A 20070-nucleotide genomic window follows, 5' to 3' on the forward strand; every position below is an offset into this window, starting at 1 on the left:
AGTGGAAAGTCATTGAAGTGTGGCAGCCAGCAACCGGCCCGTCCAGACACTCAGAGGAATAGGCAAACATCAGAGAGGATCCGGGCTACGCGTTTTACTCTGCCCGCCCTATTCTGCCGATCCACCCTACTGAGGATAACGCCATGAACCAATCAAAATTATTTTTCATTACCGGAGTCAGCAGCGGTTTTGGTCGCGCACTGGCAGAAGAAGCGCTAAAAGCGGGCCACCGCGTGGTCGGAACACTCCGCAATCAGCAGGCCAAAGATCACTTTGAAGCCCTGGCACCAGGCCGCTGCTTTGGCCGCATCCTTGATGTCACTCATTTTGCCATGGTTGCCCCGCTGGTCGATGCCGTAGAGCAGGAACTGGGGGCGGTTGACGTACTGGTCAATAATGCCGGTTATGGCCACGAAGGGATTATGGAAGAATCGCCGCTGAGTGACGCGCTCCATCAGTTTGAGGTCAATGTGTTTGGTGCCGTGGCCGTGATTAAAGCCTTTCTGCCTTATTTTCGGACTCGCCGGGCCGGCCATATTATCAATGTGACCTCCATGGGAGGCTTCATTACCCTGCCGGGGATCAGCTATTACTGCGGCAGCAAATTTGCCTTGCAGGGCATTTCCGAAACGCTGACCAAAGAACTAAAGCCCTTTAATATTGCGGTCACTGCCATTCAGCCCGGGTCTTTTCGAACCGATTGGGCTGGGCGTTCGATGGTGCGTTCGCCGCGCAGTATCAGCGATTACGATCAGAGCTTCGGGCCGATCCGTGAAACACGTGAAAAACGCAGCGGCCATCAACCCGGTGACCCGGTTAAGGCCGCCAAAGCCATTCTGCAACTCATCAACAGCCCTGAGCCCCCGGCATCACTGCTACTGGGCAGCGATGCCGTCATGTATGTCAGGGAAAAACTGAATCAATTGAACAGCGATATCGATACCTGGGAAGCTGTCAGCCGCTCAACCGACGGTTAATACCGTCCTACGTTCATTCTTGTTTACAGCAGCATATCGCTTGAAGGTAGTCGACGCTGGCTAAAAATTGCGTTGGCAATAGTGTCGACTACAATTCAATCGAAATACCTCCCTACAAAATCAATATTGATTCATATTTGAGGTGATTATGTTACAGAAACACGAAAACGTAATAAGTATGACTGCACTTAGCCATCAGGCCACCCAACAATTAATGCCGTCGTTTTCTGGATTGCCCCATACACAACACGCCGACGGCAAGTACCGTTTACGCCGCTATTCGGTCGTCAAACATCTCAATGGCCATGTGGTAGAGATTGGTCGACGTAATTTCGTTCAGTCCGATGAGATCAACCATTTCCAGGGTAACGTGGTGCGCCATTTCGAACCCATTGACGATGCCGTGTTGCAAAGCGCCGGCATGGAAGAAATGTGCAATCTGTTTGCAGAAAGCAACGCACTGCCAGAAGGTGCGGAGATAGAAATTCATCAGATGCGCGTCGTCGCCATTCATGATGAAACTCAGGTAGCACCGGAAGGGATCCATCAGGATGGCTTTGATCATATCGCGATGATTGGTATCCATCGGCAAAATATTGTCGGCGGCGAAATCATGTTATACGCCGATAATCACCAGCCCCCTTTCTTTAAAAAAGTGTTGGCTGATGGTGAGGCCGTTTTGCTGGCAGACAGCAAGCTCTGGCATAACGCCACGCCGATCAGCCCCATTGTCCCGGAACAAGAAGGACATCTTGATCTGTTTGTTCTGACCGCACGGGGAGAAAAAGCATGACCTTCTCCCCTGAACTCGCCCGAGCCCAATTTAGCGCGCTAAATCAGCACTATAATGATAAACCGGTTATTTTCTTCGATGGCCCCGGTGGTTCTCAGGTATCACAAGCTGTGTTGGGAAAAATGACCGACTATCTGGGGAAATATAACGCCAACCTGGGCGGGCACTATTTTTCCAGTCATAAGACAACCGAGGTGATGGAGAAAACGAGGGAGTCGGTGCGCGCCTTCTTGAATGCGCCCTCACCCGATAATATCGTTTTTGGCATGAATATGACCTCGCTGACGTTCCACCTCAGCCGGATCATTAGTCGCAACTGGCAAGCCGGCGATGAAATTATAGTCACCGAGCTGGATCACTACGCCAACGTATCCAGTTGGCAGCAGGCGGCCAACGACAAACACGTCACCGTGCATCAAATCCCCCTGCAGCAATCGGATTGTTCTTTGGATGTTGCCCGGCTATGCGAGCAGATCACCGCCAAGACACGCCTGGTCGCGGTCACCTATGCCTCTAATGTCACGGGCAGTATCGTCGATATTAAAACCATTACCGAAGCCGCCCACCGCGTCGGCGCACAGGTTTACGTCGATGCGGTGCATTATGCCCCGCACAACTTGATCGATGTGCAGGCGCTGGGCTGTGACTTTTTGGTGTGTTCCGCCTATAAATTCTTTGGTCCGCATATCGGCATGGCCTATATCGCACCGCAATGGTTGCAACGACTACAGCCTTACAAGGTCGAACCGGCCACCGACGTCGGGCCAGGGCGGTTTGAAACGGGCACGCAAAGTTTTGAAGGGTTGGTTGGCGTCTCGGCGGCCATTGACTACCTGGCGCAATGGGGAACGCCGGGGGCCTCTTTAAGGCAGCGTTTACAGGAAAGTTTTGCCGACTATCACCGACATGAAGAAACCCTGTGTGGGTACTTTTTGCAACGTTTACAGCAAATCGACGGGGTGCAGCTCTACGGTTATCCCGTGGCGGACACCCAACGCCGTACGCCCACGTTTGCATTGACCTTTAAGCAGCACTCCCCCGAACAGATCGCCCGCCGGTTAGGCGAACACAATATCTGCGTCGGCAGCGGACATTTCTATGCACTGGGGTTAGTTCAGCGGTTGAATCTGCAGGACAGCGGCGGTGTATTACGCGTCGGAATGATGCATTACAATACCCTACAGGAAATCGACACTCTGTTTGAGATACTGGCTAGCGGAAGGTAGTGAAAGGAATTTTTTGGAGCGGGTGAAGGGAATCGAACATAGGTACTTCCCGAACTACCGGTAAGTGCCTAATCCCATTGCTGATGCGGTGAATACTACATCAGAGAATGGGATAACGCTATGGGTAACAGTGCGAGAAATCAGTCCCTGTACAGACACGAATCCGGTATTTGGATGTTTCAAATAGCAGTGCCTCAGCATATGCGACATTTAACAAATGGCCGGAGGCTGTTCAGGAAAAGCACTGGTCAGCGTGACGTTCAGAAAGCCCGAACAGTGCGCGACCGATTAGTTTTTGAATGGAACCACGTAAAAGAAAAACACGCTGTTGATACCGAAACTATAACGTTAAATCGCGCCATCAATGCAGTACAGCAACTGGGACAAGTATCAGCAGCGGCTTCCGGTAATCAGGTAATGCTTCGAGCGGTTACTTCCGAATACCTCGCTGAATACAAGAAAACACGCAGCCCCAGCACCATCAGTAAACACGCTCTAGCAGTGCGACTCCTGCTCGAACATTTAACCGTTGCTGATACCGAGATACAGCCGCTTTCATGTCGGAGCTTGAATGCGTCGCTCGGTAGCGTTCGTACGATTGTTTAATTGAGGGGGCTTGCATATCGTTATGAGATGGCACCCAACCATTCTGAAACATACCCCAGTATGTGGCGTCTATTCGGTTCAGCTCTGGCGGAGTGTTATTACCGCCGAATTGTTCAGGTAATTCTTTATCGTCAAACATTCTTTCTCCTATATTGAACCTACTCAGGCGTTATTTATCGCACCACGTGATGAAGTGGTGTGTTTAGGCTTAAGCAGGCTGTATTATTTTGTAGAAGAAAGATTATTCATATTGTGCCTCAAGGGAAAGCATAATATGAATATTCTCTCGATGATTTTTGGCAGTCACTTCCCCCCATCTCCCCTTAGAGTGCAACTCTTAATTGCTATTACTAGCGAAGCCCGCTCTCATAGCGGTGTGAGTTATTACTTCTCATCTCCCTTAGAGTGCATCTCTAAAGAAATTTCAATATGAAGGAATAAGTTATCTGTACTAACTAAATTCCTTTTTTATACGGTAAAAAGTCGCCCGACCACAACCAACCAGCTTGATGATGTCATCATTGCTGTGGGTGCCTAGCCGGATATATCTGTGTATTTTCTCCCGCAGTTCATCATCCTTCTGGCGGCCCTTGAAAGCTCCCCGCTCCTTGGCTGCTGCAATGCCTTCATTCTGCCGCTGTCGGATAAAACTGCGTTCCAACTCTCCCACAGCACCCAGCATAGTAATCATAAACTTACTCGTCGGGCTATTATCAAACGTCATACTATTATCGATGAATGACACGCTGACTCCTTTCGCGGTGAACTCTTCCAGCAGTTCCAGCAAATCCTTTGTATTACGTGCCAAACGGTCTACGGACTTCACCCGCACAGTATCTCCGGCACGAACCATCCCACGGAGTTTAGCCAGCTCTGGCCGGTCGGTGTTCTTTCCACTTACCCTGTCCAGCAGTATCTCATCACAATCAACCAGCGCTAGTGTTTGCCGGTCGGGATTCTGATCTTTTGTTGATACACGTGCATACCCGAAGGTTTTACAGCTCATACATACCTCTCCCTAGTCTTTTATTAATGACCAGAATGATACTGTATCTTTTGAGTTATGCAATAGCGTATTTGAGACTAAACAGATACGTAGTCACGCAGTATCTGTAGGTAATGCTCAAATGAGACAACTCAGTTACCGCTGTTCACATAGAAAATTGGCGATTAGTCACATACGATTACGGGAATTATAAAGATTTATCTAAATTATCTTTATTCTTCGCTTACTTTGAAACAGAATAGCCTTCTAACTTAATGAGCTATTTTAGGTGTCTTTATGTTTTGGTATGGACTAAAAGCGAAGGCTGCGCTTACATCTTTGTTATCTTTTATTGGCTTGATGATTATACTTTTCAGTAGTAAGTATGTAGGGGTCTACATTCAGTATACTGTCGGAGTTATTTTTGTATTTTCTCTCATTATCTGGGGTTTAGCTTCAGGTATCATTCGATTGTTTCGCCTTTAGATTTCAAACCATTACAGAATACTATGATGTTAAATGGGGTCTTAAAGGTTGGTACAGGACGCTTAAGATGTGATGAAATGCCCCCCCCTCCCCTAAGTTCTCAGAAGCATATCGAGAGGGTACGGGGACTGGTGAGCGTGAGTCGGTGGAGGGAGGGCCTTGCATGAGTATAATAAAATTCACTTACTAATATGCACTACGCGCCGCTATTCTTACTTTTTTCGATTATCATATTGAACATCCCAGCGATTTCTTTTAGCTCATGAATTTCTACTTTATTAATTTTAGCACTACTGCCACTGACCAATTGAGAACTAAACCTTTTAGCCCTGACATCATGTAAATCCTTACCTATATACAATAAATATGTCACAAGAAAACCATCTAACATTAAGTAATATATAACACTACGTTTGTCAGTGCCGTGATCAATTCTAAAGTTAGTGATTATGCTTCTAATTATTTCATCTTCGATATTTTTAGTGCTATCTATTATTCGAACTACCGACAACCTGAAAAAATGATCCAGTTTAAGGTTTGTATGTACACTGATTTTCAAATTATTAGAAATAATACTCTGTCTCAATAACTCTTGTAAACTTTCATCTAATGAAACCGCTTGGAATGTGGGATGTGTTGATAAAGAAGCTCGCCACAGAATACTTATGAAAAAAAGATACGTTCTTTTGTAGTCAAACCCATTAATTACGATGTGGTCATCATTCTTGATTACGTTTTCGGACCGTCTAAAAATAACCGTCCCATAAACTTCATAATTAGAACTTAAGAACTGCTCGCAATCACCACACAGTAATCTTTCTTTTGGATCGGAGTTTGTTAGTTTAGGCTCTTCCTCGGTACTTGATACCAATAGCAATTGACCCGATTCTTTTTTCAATCTTTTATAGTAACTACGCGGAATAATATGAGACATTTTGAGAATGGCTTCTTTACCACATAACTTACATATTTCCATTTTTTTTATTAATCCCATCAAGAACGTGCATATTACTTTTAGGTATAGAAGCCATAAAGCCCCGGTTAGTGATACCTAAGCAGCGGAGCGTCAGCGACATCATCAGATTATCATAGCGCATCATCGTTATCAGGTCGCCCGTGCATCCTAAGGAACCGTGGGCCAGCCGGAGATAGAGCCGGGTCTTTCGCTACCGGTGCGTATCACTTTAGCCTGTTTATCCCTGTAAAGGGGCATCGGGGCTGAATGCTGCGATGAACTATGTTTTGGGAGAGTTTAGAGCCGATGGCACGGCATGCTGTTCTTGTTAAGCTATCGCGGTAAGACAGTAGAACGACCGCCAGCGGTTTGATATGCTCCCAGAACCACACACCAAGCCACAACAGCGATGGGCAATTCCTTGGGATACCTTTGTAGGTACCTGAACATTCAACCACTTCTTAACTTGCTGATTTCTACCGAGAAGGTACTAACAGGAAGGCTTGGAGCGGGTGAAGGGAATCGAACCCTCGTATGCAGCTTGGGAAGCTGCCGTTCTACCATTGAACTACACCCGCATCGGTGTGCGGCTGTCATTATAACCGGTTATCCCCGCCGGGCAAGCGGAGATAACGCGTAACTGCTGGTGTTTTAAGCAGTTAACCGCGTTCCCCTCGGTTATCACTCATCAGACGAAAAAAAACCGGCGCAGTCACCTGCGCCGGTTGATATTCATTACAGCGAAGTTATTTCTGCGGGCGCATTGCCGGGAACAGGATCACGTCGCGGATGGTGTGGCTGTTGGTGAACAGCATAACCATACGGTCGATACCGATGCCCAGACCTGCGGTTGGCGGCAGACCGTGCTCCAGCGCGGTAACGTAGTCTTCGTCGTAGAACATCGCTTCGTCATCGCCGGCGTCTTTCGCATTAGCCTGGTCAGCAAAACGCTGCGCCTGGTCTTCTGCGTCATTCAGCTCGGAGAAGCCGTTACCGATTTCACGGCCGCCGATGAAGAACTCGAAGCGGTCAGTGATTTCCGGGTTGTTATCATTACGACGTGCCAGCGGGGACACTTCTGCCGGGTACTCGGTAATGAAGGTCGGCTGAATCAGATGGCTTTCCGCCACTTCTTCGAAGATCTCCGTCACAACGCGGCCCAGACCCCAGCTCTTCTCAATCTTGATGCCGATGGATTCAGCGATAGCCACCGCCTTGCCCATGTCAGCCAGATCGGCCAGCTCGGTTTCCGGACGGTATTTTTTGATCGCCTCGGTCATGGTCAGCTTCACAAACGGCTTGCCGAAGTCGAACACTTCATCACCATACTGCACCTGAGTATTGCCCAGCACGTTCTGGGTCAGGGTGCGGAACAGCGACTCGGTCAGTTCGATCAGATCTTTGTAATCCGCGTAAGCCATATAGAGTTCCATCATGGTGAACTCTGGGTTATGACGCGGAGAAACGCCTTCGTTACGGAAGTTACGGTTGATTTCGAACACACGCTCGAAGCCACCCACAACCAAACGCTTCAGGTACAGCTCCGGGGCAATACGCAGGTACATATCGATGTCCAGCGCATTGTGGTGAGTCACGAATGGACGAGCAGAAGCCCCACCCGGGATCACCTGCATCATAGGGGTTTCGACTTCCATGAAGCCGCGTTCCACCATGAAGTTACGCATCGCCGCCATGATCTGAGAACGCACCTTGAAGGTCTTGCGCGATTCTTCGTTGGCGATCAGATCCAGGTAACGCTGACGGTAACGGGTTTCCTGATCGGCCAGGCCGTGGAATTTGTCCGGCAGCGGACGCAGGGCCTTGGTCAGCAGGCGCAGTTCGGTGCAGTGGATAGACAGCTCACCGGTCTTGGTTTTGAACAGTTTTCCGCGTGCGCCAAGGATATCGCCAAGGTCCCACTTCTTGAATTCTTCGTTGTAAACGCCTTCCGCCAGATCGTCGCGCGCGACGTACAACTGGATGCGGCCACCAACGTCTTGCAACGTGACAAAGGATGCCTTGCCCATGATACGGCGGGTCATCATACGGCCGGCAACGGTGACTTCTACACCCAGTGCTTCCAGCTCTTCGTTGTCTTTATCGCCGTACGCAGCGTGCAGCTTGTCGGACGTGGTGTCGCGACGGAAATCATTCGGGAACGCAATGCCGTTCTCGCGCAGCGCAGCCAGTTTTTCACGGCGTGACTGCAACTCGTTATTGAGATCCAGCGCCTGTTCAGCGCCTTGTGGTTGTTGCTCAGACATTTCTGTTCCTTATAACCCGGCTTTCAAACTTGCCTCAATGAATTTATCCAGGTCGCCATCTAATACGGCCTGCGTGTTGCGCGTTTCAACGTTAGTGCGCAAATCCTTGATACGGGCGTCATCCAGCACGTAAGAGCGGATTTGGCTGCCCCAACCGATGTCGGATTTGTTGTCTTCCAGCATCTGTTTATCAGCATTTTTCTTTTGCATCTCAAACTCGTACAGCTTGGCTCGCAGCTGTTTAAACGCTTGATCCTTGTTCTTATGCTGAGAACGGTCGTTCTGACACTGCACTACGATGTTGGTCGGTAAGTGGGTAATACGCACCGCCGACTCAGTTTTGTTCACGTGCTGACCACCCGCCCCCGAGGCACGGTAAACGTCGATACGCAGGTCCGCCGGGTTGATGTCGATATCAATGTCGTCGTCCACTTCCGGGTAGATAAACACCGAACTGAACGAGGTATGACGACGACCGCCGGAGTCGAACGGGCTCTTGCGCACCAGGCGATGTACGCCGGTTTCAGTACGCAACCAGCCGAACGCGTAGTCACCGATGATCTTGATGGTGGCGGACTTCAGCCCTGCGACGTCACCGTCGGACTCTTCAATCACTTCGGTCTTGAAGCCTTTGGCCTCGGCCCAGCGCAGGTACATGCGCAGCAACATGCTGGCCCAGTCCTGAGCTTCTGTGCCGCCGGAACCGGCCTGGATATCCAGGTAGCAATCAGCACTATCGTATTCACCAGAGAACATACGACGGAATTCTAATTGCTCCAGCTTGGCAGACAGTTGATCAAGCTCAACGACGGCTTCGTTAAAGGTTTCTTCATCGTCGGCTTCAATCGCCAGTTCCAGCAGGCCGGTAACGTCTTCGCCCCCCTGCTCGAGTTGATCGATGGTCTCAACGATGGCTTCGAGCGCCGCGCGCTCTTTACCCAGCGCCTGTGCGCGCTCGGGTTCGTTCCAGACGTCAGGTTGTTCCAGCTCTGCGTTAACTTCTTCTAGGCGTTCTTTCTTGGCATCATAGTCAAAGATACCCCCGAAGAACGGCAGTCCGCACGGACAGGTCCTGAATTCGGTTTTTTACCGGGTTAATTTCAAACATGTTTTTTGCGTTCTTTTACGTTGATGTCGTCGATGGCGAAATGCCATTGGAACCGGTAATTCTAGCGGATCCAGACGTCAGTTTATAGCGAGTTGGTTAGTTTTTGTGGGGGAAGAAAACATGCCGGGGTTTGGCAGAGCAAACCCCGGGCAAAAGCAGCCACAAATTAACGCGGCCAGAGGTGTTGGATCAGTAACTGCACGTTGCGGTTGCCGCGGAACTCGTTGACGTCCAGCTTGTAGGCCAGCTCCACTTCACGCACGCTGCTGTCGGGCCACAAAGTGGTATCGACATTGAAAACGATGCCGTCCAGCAGCGGGCCGCCACCGAGCGGTTCTACCATCAGCTTCAGGTGTTTCTCACCCACCAGCCGCTGCTGCAGGATACGGAAGGTGCCGTCGAAGGTCGGTTCCGGGAAGGCTTGCCCCCAGGGGCCCCCTTCGCGTAACAGCTCCGCCGTTTCCAGCGAAAGTTCCTGCATAGCCAGTTCGCCATCAGACCAGATAACCCCTTCCAGCATCGCCGGATCGAGCCATTCCCCCACCAACTCGCCAAAGCGCTGGCGGAACTCGTCGAATTTGGCCTCTTCCAGCGACAACCCGGCCGCCATGGCGTGGCCACCGAACTTCATCATCAGCCCTGGGTTCAAGGTATCCAGCCGCTCCAGCGCATCGCGCATGTGCAGACCGGCTATCGAACGCCCCGATCCCTTCAGAATGCCCTCACCTGCCGGTGCAAACGCGATCACCGGGCGATGGAAACGTTCTTTAATCCGCGAGGCCAAGATACCCACCACGCCCTGATGCCATTCAGGATGATACATCGCCAGTCCGTAAGGCAAGGCGGTGCTGCTGCGCTCCAGTTCGTCGCACAGTTGCAAAGCTTCAACCTGCATGCCCTGCTCAATCTCACGCCGGGTCAGATTGAGCGCATCGAGATCGTTGGCCAACATACGCGCCTGCGCGATGTCGTCACTCAGTAACAGTGCCACACCGATCGACATATCATCCAGTCGCCCGGCGGCATTGAGCCGCGGCCCCAGCGCAAAGCCGAGATCGTTGGCTGCCAGTTGGCGTGCGTCACGATTAGCCACTTCTAGCAACGCCTTAATGCCCGGCCGACATTTGCCGGCACGGATGCGGTTCAGACCCTGATACACCAGAATACGGTTATTGGCGTCGAGCGGTACCACGTCGGCCACCGTTCCGAGCGCGACCAAATCCAGCAGTTCCGCCAGGTTTGGCATCGCCAATGCCCGTTGTTCGAACCAGCCGTCGTCACGCAGCCGGGCACGCAGCGCCAGCATCAGATAAAAAGCTACGCCGACACCGGCCAGAGATTTGGACGGGAACTCACAGCCACGCAGATTCGGGTTAACGATCGCCTCCGCCGCCGGCAGGGTTTCCCCCGGCAGGTGGTGGTCGGTCACCAGCACCTGCATACCTTTAGCGTGAGCCACGTCTACACCGGCGTGGGAAGAGATGCCGTTATCCACAGTGAGGATCAATTCTGCACCGCGCGTTGCCGCCTGCTCTACCACTTCGGGGCTCAGGCCGTAGCCGTCCTCAAAGCGATTCGGCACCAGATAGTCGATCGCACTGCCACCCATGCTGCGCAGCGCCAGCACCGTCAACGCGGTACTGGTGGCGCCATCGGCGTCGAAGTCGCCCACCACGATAATGCGGCGACTCGCGACTAGCGCCTGTTGCAGAATGCCAACGGCGGTATCTATGCCGTCCAACTGCTGCCAGGGCAGCATGCCTTTGACGCTGCGCTCTAATTCCTGCTCAGCCTGAACGCCGCGCAGCGCGTATAGACGACGCAGCAATGGGTGCAGGCTGGTAGGCAAATGGCTGTCGTCCGTCGCCGCACGGCGGCGTAGTTGTGTTTTGATGCTCACCGGCGATTAACCACCGGTTTTGGTTGCGGTCTGATGCGCGTCCAGCATGGCGGCCATCTCTTTCGGCCCCTGATAGCCTGGGATCATCATGCCGTTTTCCAAAATGATGGCCGGAGTGCCCTGAATACCGAACTGCACGCCGAGCGCGTAGTGTTTGCTGATGTCGGTTTTACAGGTCGCCGGGGAAACCGCATCGCCTTTCATGGCGGTATCGAAGGCTTTGGCTTTGTCGGCAGTACACCAAATTGACTGCATGTCTTTCTCGGCCTGAGAATTCAGCCCCTGGCGCGGGAATGCCAGATAGCGGACGGTAATCCCCAGATCGTTATATTCTTTCATCTGCTGGTGCAGCTTGTGGCAGTAGCCACAGGTGATGTCGGTAAACACGGTGATCACGTGTTTTTGCTTTGGCGCTTTGTAGACGATCATCTGATCTTTCAGCGCTTCCAGCTTGCCGGTCAGCAGTTGGTTGGTCACGTTAACCGGCTCTTTGCCACTGACGTCGTACAGCGGGCCTTGCAGAATGTGTTTGCCGTCTTCGGTCACATACAGCACGCCGTTATCGGTCAACACGGTTTTCAGGCCATTCACCGGTGAAGGCTGCACGTCCGCCTGTTGAATGCCCAGGCTGCCAAGCGCTTTTTGGATTGCCGCATCGTCGGCATGGGCCGCGCCGGTCACTGAAGCCACCAGCAGGGAGAGCAGCATTAAACCTTTCTTCATTCTTCCAATCCTTTTGAACCCGGCATGTCAGGCACGCGGGTGGTGCTGTTGATGTAGCTGTTTAAGTCTTTCAGTCGCTACATGCGTATAAATTTGTGTGGTCGAGAGGTCGCTATGCCCCAATAACATCTGTACGACACGGAGATCGGCCCCATGGTTCAGCAAATGGGTGGCAAACGCGTGGCGCAACACGTGCGGCGACAGCCTCTCGCTGTCAATGCCCGCTAGGATCGCATAGTGTTTGATGCGATGCCAGAATGTCTGCCGGGTCATTTGCTGGCTGCGGTTACTGGGAAACAGCACATCCAGCGCCTGGCCGTTGACCATCCACGGGCGGCCGTGCTCCAAATAGTTTTCGATCCAGTACACCGCTTCTTCGCCCAGCGGTACCAGCCGTTCCTTATTACCCTTGCCGATCACCCGCACTACGCCCTGGCGCAGGCTGACGTCGCTGATGGTCAGCCCGACCAACTCGGAGACCCGTAGCCCGGTAGCGTACAGCACTTCCAGCATGGCCTTGTCACGCAGCTCCAATGGCTGATCGACACAGGGCGCCTGCAACAACGCATCGACCTGCGCCTCGCTCAGATCTTTCGGCAACCGCTGCGGCAGTTTCGGTGAGGCAAGCAGCGCGGTAGGGTCGTCGGTGCGCATATTTTCGCGGTACAGGTACTGGAACAGACGACGCATGGCGCTCAGCAAACGCGCGGAGCTGGTAGCCTTGTAACCCCCCTCCACCCGCTTGGCGAGGAAAGCCTGCAGATCCAGCGCCTGCGCCTGCAACAACGAAGTATTTTGCTGGTTCAGCCAGGCAACCAGCGCCTGCAAATCCAGTCGATAAGAGGCCAGCGTATTTTCTGCCAGATTGCGTTCGAGCCATAGCGCATCCAGGAATTGCTCAATCAACGCACTCTCTTGCTGTTGCACGCGATCCTCTCTTTGTTACGTTTATGCCACAGGCATTATGCCTTAAGCCGGGACAAATCGGGTATACTCGCTGCAATTCTACCTACGGCAATATAAACGGTTTAAACATGAAGATTGGTCTGTTTTACGGCTCCAGCACCTGCTACACCGAGATGGCAGCAGAAAAAATCCGTGAGATTCTGGGTGAAGACCTGGTCGACCTGCACAACCTGAAAGACGTCTCCCCCAAGCTGATGGAAGAGTATTCCATCCTGATCCTCGGCATGCCTACCTGGGACTTTGGTGAGTTGCAAGAAGACTGGGAAGCAATTTGGCCACAGCTGACCACGCTGGATTTGCAGGGGAAAATCGTTGCCATGTATGGCATGGGTGATCAACTCGGTTACGGCGAATGGTTCCTCGATGCGCTCGGCATGCTGCACGATCATATTGCCCCGCTCGGGGTGCAGTTTATCGGCTTCTGGCCAATCGAAGGTTTCGAATTCACCAGCCCGAAACCGCTGAGCGCCGACGGCAAACACTTTGTCGGCCTGGCGCTGGATGATGTGAATCAATACGACATGAGCGAAGACCGGCTGCAACAGTGGTGCGAACAGATCCTGCTGGAGATGGAACCGCTGCTGTAATGCCCATGGGCGCGGCAATGAACCGCGCCCAATCTGGTACTTATTTCCACAACCGGAAGCGATTTTCACCCTCGCCGCTCGGTGTTTCACTATTCAGGCGTGCCGGATCGGCCACCTGATACCAATCCAGCTTGCGCGTCAGCAGCATAATTCCCGCCAAAATTGCGAACAACAGCCCTGCCCCCAGTACCAGTGCGTTATCTTCCGACTGCAGCAACAGATACAGCACGCCATACAACATCAACAGGCTGGCGGCGAACAGCGCCCCCCGCAACCTGCCGCGCAGTACCGCGCTGAGGTAAAAGGCGATCAGTCCGCTGCAGGCGATACTGGCCAACAGGTAGGCGGTAGCGAAACCGAAGTGCTCGGAGAATGCCAGCAGGATCAGGTAGAACAGCACCAGTGCCGCGCCAACCAGCAAATACTGAATCGGGTGTACCCGCAAACCGGTCAGGGTTTCGAACAGGAAGAACGCCATAAATGTCAGGCCGATAAACAGCACCGCATACTTCACCGCGCGTTCGGTCAGTTGGTAGTGATCCACCGGTTCAATCAGGCTGGTGCTGAAGGTTGGCAACTTGTCTTCGCCAAGAATTTCGTCATCGTAATGGAAAGCGCTGTTGATGTTGTTGGCAAACCAGGTGCTGCGCCAGCGGGCACTGAAGCCTTTTTCCGTCACTTTGCGTTCGTCCGGCAAGAAATTACCGAGGAAGTTCGGATGTGGCCAGTTGCTCTGCAACGTCAACTCACTGCTACGGCCGAGCGGTACCAGTGACAGGCTGCTGGTGCCCGCCAGCGTCAGGGTGAACTCGGCATCCAGCCCCGCTTTTTGCAATGCGGCCAGCGTCAGCGGCGCATGGATCCCCTGATGCAACACATTGACCTGAGTGCCCGGCTCAAAGGTCGTTTGAGACTCTGTGCTGGTCAGTGGCGAGATGCTCTTGATACCGCGTGAATCACTCAATGAAACCAGCAGGAAAGGCTGACCCACCGTCACGTTAGTGCGCTGCAAGTCCGTCAAATCCGGCTGGCCAAACTTCACCTTAAACTGCAACGGCCCCTGATAGACCTGAGTCTGGTAAATGCCCAGCTTGCGCACCTCCACGTTCGGCTTGCCGTTAACCTGTAAAGCCTCCGGCAGCAGATAGCGATGATGTCGAACCATTTGCACCACCTTCTGCCCCTTGTCATCCGTCTTCTCTTCCCGCTCGCTGTAAGGGATGACGATCAGCGGCCCCAAAATGCGCTGCGCCCGGCTGGTGCTTTCGCTGACCTGCCCGACCACGCTCTGGCGGTAGCCGCTGCGCTCATCAATCACATTCATTAACTGCGTTACCGGGATGATCATTAAAATCATCAATCCCAGCAGAGTGGTTATTTTCCAAAACAGTACCGATTTCATCATCGCCGCGCTCCATGTAGGTAATAGCGCTACGATAAAAGCCTCAGGTGAAAGCCGGATGTGGTTATGTGAAGGGACGGTGAAGTCAGAGCGATAAGGTGAAAATAGCGGTCACGCCGTGCGGCTGACGATTGCTCAACTGGATACTGCCACGGTGCAAGCGCGCCACCTCCTGCACAAAGTTCAGCCCCAGGCCGCTGCTTTTCGGCTTGTCCGATCGGGCCAGCGAATAAAAACGTTCAAACACTTTGTCCAGCGCGTAATCCGGAATGCCACTACCGTCGTCACTGACGGTGACCTGGTAGTGGCCATCGAGGCGTTCGCCACGGATACTGATGCTGCCGCCCGGTGGTGTAAAATCCAGCGCATTGTCGAGCAGGTTAGTCAGCGCCTGGCTGATCAGCAATCCATCTCCGCTCAGAGTGATCTCTTCTGCCACATTCAACTGCAGCAGAACGCTGCGTCGCTCTGCCTGCGCCTCTTTGCTTACCACCGCCTGACGCACCAGCGCCGCCATTGCCAGCGGAGCCAGCTCCAGACCAGGCCGGCTCTCCAGCCGTGCCTGCACCAGCAATTTATCCACCAGTTGCTGAATGCGCGTACTTTGTTGTTCGATATTGGTCAGGAAACGCTGGGCAGTGGCCGCTGGCGGCTGTTCCTGCAACAGCTCGGCTGCGCCACGGATGGCTGCCAGCGGGCTTTTCAGCTCGTGGGTCAGGGTATGCACATATTGTTCGATGTGGGCCTTGCCCTCCAGCTTCACCCGCATGCTGTCCAGTGCCTGCGCCAGCTGCGTCAGCTCATGACCGCCCATTTTTGGCAAGGGTACGCTTTCGCCCTTTGCCACGCCGTCAGCATAATGCACCAGCCGGCCAATTGAGCGGTTGATCCACCAGACAAAGCCCAGCCCGATCAACAAGGCAATGCCCAGCAGCAGCGCACCCGCCCAAAGAATGCGTCGCTCACTGCGCTTGATCACCGGTGCCATGGTGCTGTTCGGTTTACCGACGCTGAGCACACCGATAATTTTGCCCTGATCCATTACCGGCGCGGCGACGTACATCACCGAGCTGTTTTCATCCTGCGGATCGCTGCGCGTACTGCGTGCGCCATACTGGCCGAGCAGCGTCAGATAAACATCATTCCAGCGAGAGTAGTCCTGGCCGAGCGCCTTGCCGCTGGAATCAAAAATGACCTTGCCTTGTTGATCGGTGAGATAGACATGGTATTCGCTGCGATCCTTACGGATACCGGCAATATTGGCACCAATAGGTCGTTGATTAAGTTGAGCAAACGCCTGCGCCAGTTTCCCGTGCGCCACATCTGCGTGCTGCATATCCAGACGCGCGATCTGCGCCAGCAGGTTGGCGGTATCCACCAGCGTGCCTTCGGTAGCACGCCGCACGCCGGGCTTCACTTCCTGCACGAAAATGCTCAGCACGAAATAGCCCGCCACCGCCACGATCAGGAAATATCCCAACAGCAGCCGCAGGCCTATTCTCATGACTGGCGGCTCACGCTGTAACCGAGACCGCGGTGGGTGTGGATCGGCGGTTCCGCAGGGTCGATGGCTCGCAGCTTGGCGCGCAGCGTTTTGATATGGGTGTCGACGGTGCGATCCAGGCTTTCTTCGGCCAACGCCCAGACGCTCTCCATCAATTGTTGGCGTGAAAATACCCGGCCGGGGGCCAGCAACAGGGTTTTCAACAGCAGAAATTCGTAACGGGTCAGCGGCAGCGGCTGCTGATGGTAATAGATGGCCGCGGCTTGTTCATCCAGGCCAAAAGGACCGAAGCTGTACAGAGCAGGTTGCTGCAGGCGCTGCTGTTTTTGCAAACGGCGCAGAATGGTACGCACCCGGGCGCTGACCTCTCGTGGGGAGAAGGGTTTGGCGACATAATCGTCGGCGCCGATTTCCAGCCCAATCAGGCGATCGACCTCATCGCTGCGGGCGGTGAGAAACAAAATCGGTAAATCCGCCGACTGTGATAACAGCCGACGGCAGAGTTCAAAACCATTGATGTCTGGCAGGCCAACATCGAGGATCGCCAGCGCAGGTACTCCTTGCGCCAACGCCTGTAATGCCGGCTCACCACGTTCGAACCAGCGCACCTGAAAGCCTTCGCTCTCCAGGGTATAAATCAGCGTATCGGCAATGCTGGGCTCATCTTCCACCAGCCAGAGCGTCGGCTTCATCAGGGTTCCTCGTCATCACTGGCCGGCGGATAGAGCAACTGCTGGCGCAGATGCCGCCAATCGGCTTTGGCCATGGCATCGGATGCCAGCCACAGTCGACGGCGCTTTTTGCCTCCCACGGGCTGCAAAGTCAGCAGAATGCCGTAACGCGGCATCCAGGGCTGCTTCACCAGTTGCCATTCCTGGCCGTGCCAACCCAGACGTTGGTTTTCCAGCAGGCGTAGTTCACCCTGCCGCGACGCAATGCGCTTTTGGCTGCGAATGCACTCAAACACCACCAGCGTCAGCAACACCAGCCAGATCGGTCCGTAGCCTTCCGGCCAGGGTGAAATCAGGATCAGCAGGATCAGTGCGCCGTGTGTCAGCAACGAAAGTAACTGGGTGCGCCAGGAAATACGGACGTCACATCGCCACTGGGCCACGGTCTTTATTTCGCGTCTGGATCAGTGTCACCATTCTCTGCAGTTCACTGTCCTGCGGAGCGCCATGATTCATCAGCCAGTTGAAGAGATCGGGATCGTCGGACTCCAGCAGGCGGATAAACAGCGCTTTGTCTGTGTCATTCAACTGGTCGTATTCATACTCGAAGAACGGCATGATGGAGATGTCCAGCTCGCGCATACCACGGCGACAAGCCCAGTGGATGCGTGCTTTGTTATTAATATCCATGTTGTTATGACTAACCTCTTTTCAGCGTGGCAACGCCATCGCAGGGTTCAACTGACACACTGTATGGCAACACCGTCGCGATATAATTCCATCAGCCAAAGATCTGTCTGCAAGGGTAACCCTTGGCCGCAAGCCTATAGAGTAACAATTTGACATACTCGCCGGGAAGGACGTTCTCTGTGTAAAGCGTAATAAGGCGCTAAATGTCAAAAAAAGCGCTGCCGGAGAAGCAAGCGTGAATAACAGTTTGCAAAGCCCGCCACCTCTTTTACCATGGGGTCAACACACCTTCAGGTAAGCTAAACGTTAAGCAGGATCTTACTATGGCGTATAAAATTCCATTTCCACCCCGTCAGCCTTCCGCTTCTTCCCATCTGCCCCTGACCCTGATCTCGCTGGAAGATTGGGCAATGGTGACGCTGAACGGACCGGATACGGTGAAATACCTTCAGGGCCAGGTGACTGCCGATATCGAAGCGCTGCCGGCCGATAGTCATGTGTTGTGCGGCCACTGCGATGCCAAGGGCAAAATGTGGAGCAATCTGCGTTTGTTCCATCGCGGTGAAGGCTTTGCCTATCTGGAACGCCGCAGCGTGCTGGACAGCCAACTGGCAGAGATCAAGAAGTACGCTGTGTTTTCCAAACTCACCATTGCCGCCGACAACGAAGCCGTCTTATTGGGCGTCGCCGGTTTTCAGGCACGTGCGGCGCTGGCGGGGGTGTTCAACAGCCTGCCGGATGCTGAACATCAGGTGGTGCAGGACGGTGAAACTACCCTGTTGCACTTCTCTCTACCGGCGGAACGTTTTCTGCTGGTTACCACCGCTGCCATTGCCGAACAGTTGGCTGACAAGCTGCACGAACAGGCAGAACTGAACGACAGTCAACAGTGGCTGACGCTGGATATCGAAGCCGGTTACCCGGTAATTGATACCGCCAACAGCGGGCAATTGATCCCACAGGCCACCAACCTGCAGGCGCTGGAAGGCATCAGTTTCAGCAAGGGTTGCTACACCGGTCAGGAAATGGTGGCTCGTGCCAAGTTCCGCGGTGCCAACAAGCGTGCGTTGTACTGGCTGGAAGGCAAAGCCGGGCGAGTGCCACAGGCCGCTGAAGACGTGGAGTTGCAACTGGGTGAGAACTGGCGCCGTACCGGTACGGTGCTGAGTGCTGCCAAGCTGGCCGACGGCACGCTGTGGGTACAGGTAGTGTTGAATAACGATCTGGATGCCGACAGCAAGCTACGGGTTCGCGATGATGCCACCAGCCACCTGGCCATCAAACCGCTGCCATATTCGTTGATAGAAGAAAAATAGGGGCAGTCAGAGCTTCTTAATCTATCCGCAATAGATTTCGCACTGCAGCCAGCAACGCTGCGGTGCGAAAGATATCAGCGGAGATCAGACGTACAGATAAATAGCCATAAAATGGCACAGGCTGCCGCCGAGCACGAAACCATGCCAAATGGCGTGACCGAAGCGGAAACGCTTTGATGCATAGAAGATCACTCCCAGGGTATAAACCACCCCCCCCACCGCCAGCAGCGTCACGCCGCCCACCGCCAGTCGGGTCGCCAGCTGATAAATCACGATCAGCGACAGCCAGCCCATGGTCAGATAGGTCACCAGCGACAGTGCTTCAAAACGGTGGGCAAAGGCCAGCTTGAACAATACACCCAGCAACGCCAATCCCCAGATTACCGCCATCAACCCTTTAGCCAGCGGTGAGTTCAGCCCAACCAACAAAAACGGCGTGTAGGTACCGGCAATCAAAAGATAAATGGCACAGTGGTCAAATTTTTTCAGCCAGTGCTTGGCCTTTTGGTGGGGAATAGCATGGTAGAGCGTGGAGGCAAGGAACAGCAGGATCATGCTGCCACCATAAAGACTGTAGCTGGCGATGGCCGTCACATCAGCGCCGGTATCGACCGCCTGAACTAACAGCAGAACCAGACCGACAATGCCGAAAACCAGACCGATGCCATGGCTGATACTATTAGCGATCTCTTCCGCCCACGGATAGGCCGCAGCGGCAATTTTTTCGCTACCGGCTTTTACTACGCCCGTTTTTCCCATAAAGCACAACCCCCCAAAACAGCCAACATTGTTCGAAATTACCGCAAAGCAGCTTAACTGAGAATAATTTCAGTGTACACGTGTACGCTAAAATAAAACTGTGTGCGCGTGTAACCATCGAAATCCCTCGCCCGCTGGTCTACAATCGTTCG

At 53.3% G+C, this 20070-nt stretch carries 19 protein-coding genes and 1 tRNA gene; 6 read left to right on the forward strand and 14 right to left on the reverse strand.

The annotated features are described in order from the left end of the window. Nucleotides 1–143: 143 nt before the first annotated feature. The 4 genes from F8R23_RS20655 to F8R23_RS20670 all read left to right on the forward strand — a co-directional run bounded on the left by F8R23_RS20655 (nt 144) and on the right by F8R23_RS20670 (nt 3602). Nucleotides 144–977, forward strand: a complete 834-nt coding sequence (locus F8R23_RS20655) for an oxidoreductase (protein WP_151415947.1) — start codon at nt 144–146, stop codon at nt 975–977. 178 nt (nt 978–1155) lie between these two features. Next, nucleotides 1156–1770 carry a 2OG-Fe dioxygenase family protein gene (locus F8R23_RS20660; RefSeq protein ID WP_232810893.1) on the forward strand — a complete coding sequence of 205 codons (615 nt, stop codon included), beginning with the start codon at nt 1156–1158 and terminating at the stop codon, nt 1768–1770. After that, nucleotides 1767–2996, forward strand: coding sequence for a cysteine desulfurase-like protein (locus tag F8R23_RS20665; protein WP_151415948.1), 1230 nt, complete (start codon nt 1767–1769; stop codon nt 2994–2996). Before F8R23_RS20660 ends, F8R23_RS20665 begins: the two co-directional genes overlap by 4 nt. A gap of 174 nt (nt 2997–3170) precedes the next feature. Beyond that, nucleotides 3171–3602, forward strand: a complete 432-nt coding sequence (locus F8R23_RS20670; protein WP_244953404.1) for a hypothetical protein — start codon at nt 3171–3173, stop codon at nt 3600–3602. Between the two features lie 451 nt (nt 3603–4053). On the opposite strand, the gene F8R23_RS20675 is transcribed toward F8R23_RS20670, so the two are convergent. From F8R23_RS20675 to xerD, 8 genes are all read right to left on the reverse strand, one after another. Next, entirely contained in the window at nt 4054–4608 is a 555-nt protein-coding gene (locus tag F8R23_RS20675; protein ID WP_151415949.1) for a recombinase family protein, read from the reverse strand. A gap of 661 nt (nt 4609–5269) precedes the next feature. Then, entirely contained in the window at nt 5270–6007 is a 738-nt protein-coding gene (locus F8R23_RS20680; RefSeq protein ID WP_151415950.1) for a hypothetical protein, read from the reverse strand. A 525-nt stretch (nt 6008–6532) separates the two neighbouring features. Continuing rightward, a tRNA-Gly gene (locus tag F8R23_RS20690) sits at nt 6533–6606 on the reverse strand. A gap of 168 nt (nt 6607–6774) precedes the next feature. Then, nucleotides 6775–8292, reverse strand: coding sequence for a lysine--tRNA ligase (gene lysS, locus F8R23_RS20695; protein WP_112347285.1), 1518 nt, complete (start codon nt 8290–8292; stop codon nt 6775–6777). A 9-nt stretch (nt 8293–8301) separates the two neighbouring features. Further along, nucleotides 8302–9400 (reverse strand): peptide chain release factor 2 gene (prfB, locus tag F8R23_RS20700; protein ID WP_099063837.1). Its coding sequence is split into 2 segments (ribosomal slippage): nt 8302–9324 and nt 9326–9400, totalling 1098 coding nucleotides; the frame shifts between segments, so codons are not numbered across the junction. Nucleotides 9401–9566: 166 nt separating this feature from the next. Beyond that, nucleotides 9567–11300 carry a single-stranded-DNA-specific exonuclease RecJ gene (gene recJ / locus F8R23_RS20705; RefSeq protein WP_129937828.1) on the reverse strand — a complete coding sequence of 578 codons (1734 nt, stop codon included), beginning with the start codon at nt 11298–11300 and terminating at the stop codon, nt 9567–9569. 6 nt (nt 11301–11306) lie between these two features. Beyond that, nucleotides 11307–12023 (reverse strand): bifunctional protein-disulfide isomerase/oxidoreductase DsbC, encoded by a 717-nt coding sequence (gene dsbC / locus F8R23_RS20710; RefSeq protein ID WP_112347287.1) that lies wholly within the window; start codon nt 12021–12023, stop codon nt 11307–11309. Nucleotides 12024–12050: 27 nt separating this feature from the next. Next, a complete protein-coding gene (gene xerD / locus F8R23_RS20715) occupies nt 12051–12950 on the reverse strand; it encodes a site-specific tyrosine recombinase XerD (RefSeq protein ID WP_129937054.1) in 900 nt (299 codons plus the stop codon). A 107-nt stretch (nt 12951–13057) separates the two neighbouring features. On the opposite strand from xerD, the gene fldB reads away from it, so the two are divergent. Continuing rightward, on the forward strand, nt 13058–13576 hold the full coding sequence (fldB, locus tag F8R23_RS20720) for a flavodoxin FldB (RefSeq protein ID WP_112347289.1): 519 nt from the start codon (nt 13058–13060) through the stop codon (nt 13574–13576). Between the two features lie 40 nt (nt 13577–13616). Here the strand turns inward: fldB and creD are convergent, their stop codons facing one another. From creD to sdhE, 5 genes are all read right to left on the reverse strand, one after another. Further along, nucleotides 13617–14981 (reverse strand): cell envelope integrity protein CreD, encoded by a 1365-nt coding sequence (creD, locus tag F8R23_RS20725; RefSeq protein WP_151415951.1) that lies wholly within the window; start codon nt 14979–14981, stop codon nt 13617–13619. Between the two features lie 82 nt (nt 14982–15063). Next, a complete protein-coding gene (gene creC / locus F8R23_RS20730) occupies nt 15064–16482 on the reverse strand; it encodes a two-component system sensor histidine kinase CreC (RefSeq protein WP_129937827.1) in 1419 nt (472 codons plus the stop codon). Next, nucleotides 16479–17174 carry a two-component system response regulator CreB gene (creB, locus tag F8R23_RS20735; RefSeq protein ID WP_129937051.1) on the reverse strand — a complete coding sequence of 232 codons (696 nt, stop codon included), beginning with the start codon at nt 17172–17174 and terminating at the stop codon, nt 16479–16481. The genes creC and creB overlap by 4 nt, the downstream gene beginning before the upstream one ends. After that, entirely contained in the window at nt 17174–17596 is a 423-nt protein-coding gene (locus F8R23_RS20740; protein ID WP_099063843.1) for a protein YgfX, read from the reverse strand. The genes creB and F8R23_RS20740 overlap by 1 nt, the downstream gene beginning before the upstream one ends. Next, nucleotides 17577–17843 (reverse strand): FAD assembly factor SdhE, encoded by a 267-nt coding sequence (gene sdhE / locus F8R23_RS20745; protein ID WP_037418284.1) that lies wholly within the window; start codon nt 17841–17843, stop codon nt 17577–17579. Before sdhE ends, F8R23_RS20740 begins: the two co-directional genes overlap by 20 nt. A gap of 323 nt (nt 17844–18166) precedes the next feature. Here sdhE and ygfZ point away from each other — a divergent pair, with 323 nt between their 5' ends. Next, a complete protein-coding gene (ygfZ, locus tag F8R23_RS20750; RefSeq protein ID WP_129937050.1) occupies nt 18167–19159 on the forward strand; it encodes a tRNA-modifying protein YgfZ in 993 nt (330 codons plus the stop codon). Nucleotides 19160–19243: 84 nt separating this feature from the next. Here ygfZ and trhA read toward each other — a convergent pair whose 3' ends face one another. Next, nucleotides 19244–19918, reverse strand: coding sequence for a PAQR family membrane homeostasis protein TrhA (gene trhA / locus F8R23_RS20755; RefSeq protein WP_129937049.1), 675 nt, complete (start codon nt 19916–19918; stop codon nt 19244–19246). Nucleotides 19919–20070: the final 152 nt, after the last annotated feature.

This window comes from Serratia proteamaculans (genome assembly GCF_008830365.1).
In the GTDB taxonomy this organism is placed as follows: Bacteria; Pseudomonadota; Gammaproteobacteria; order Enterobacterales; family Enterobacteriaceae; genus Serratia; species Serratia proteamaculans.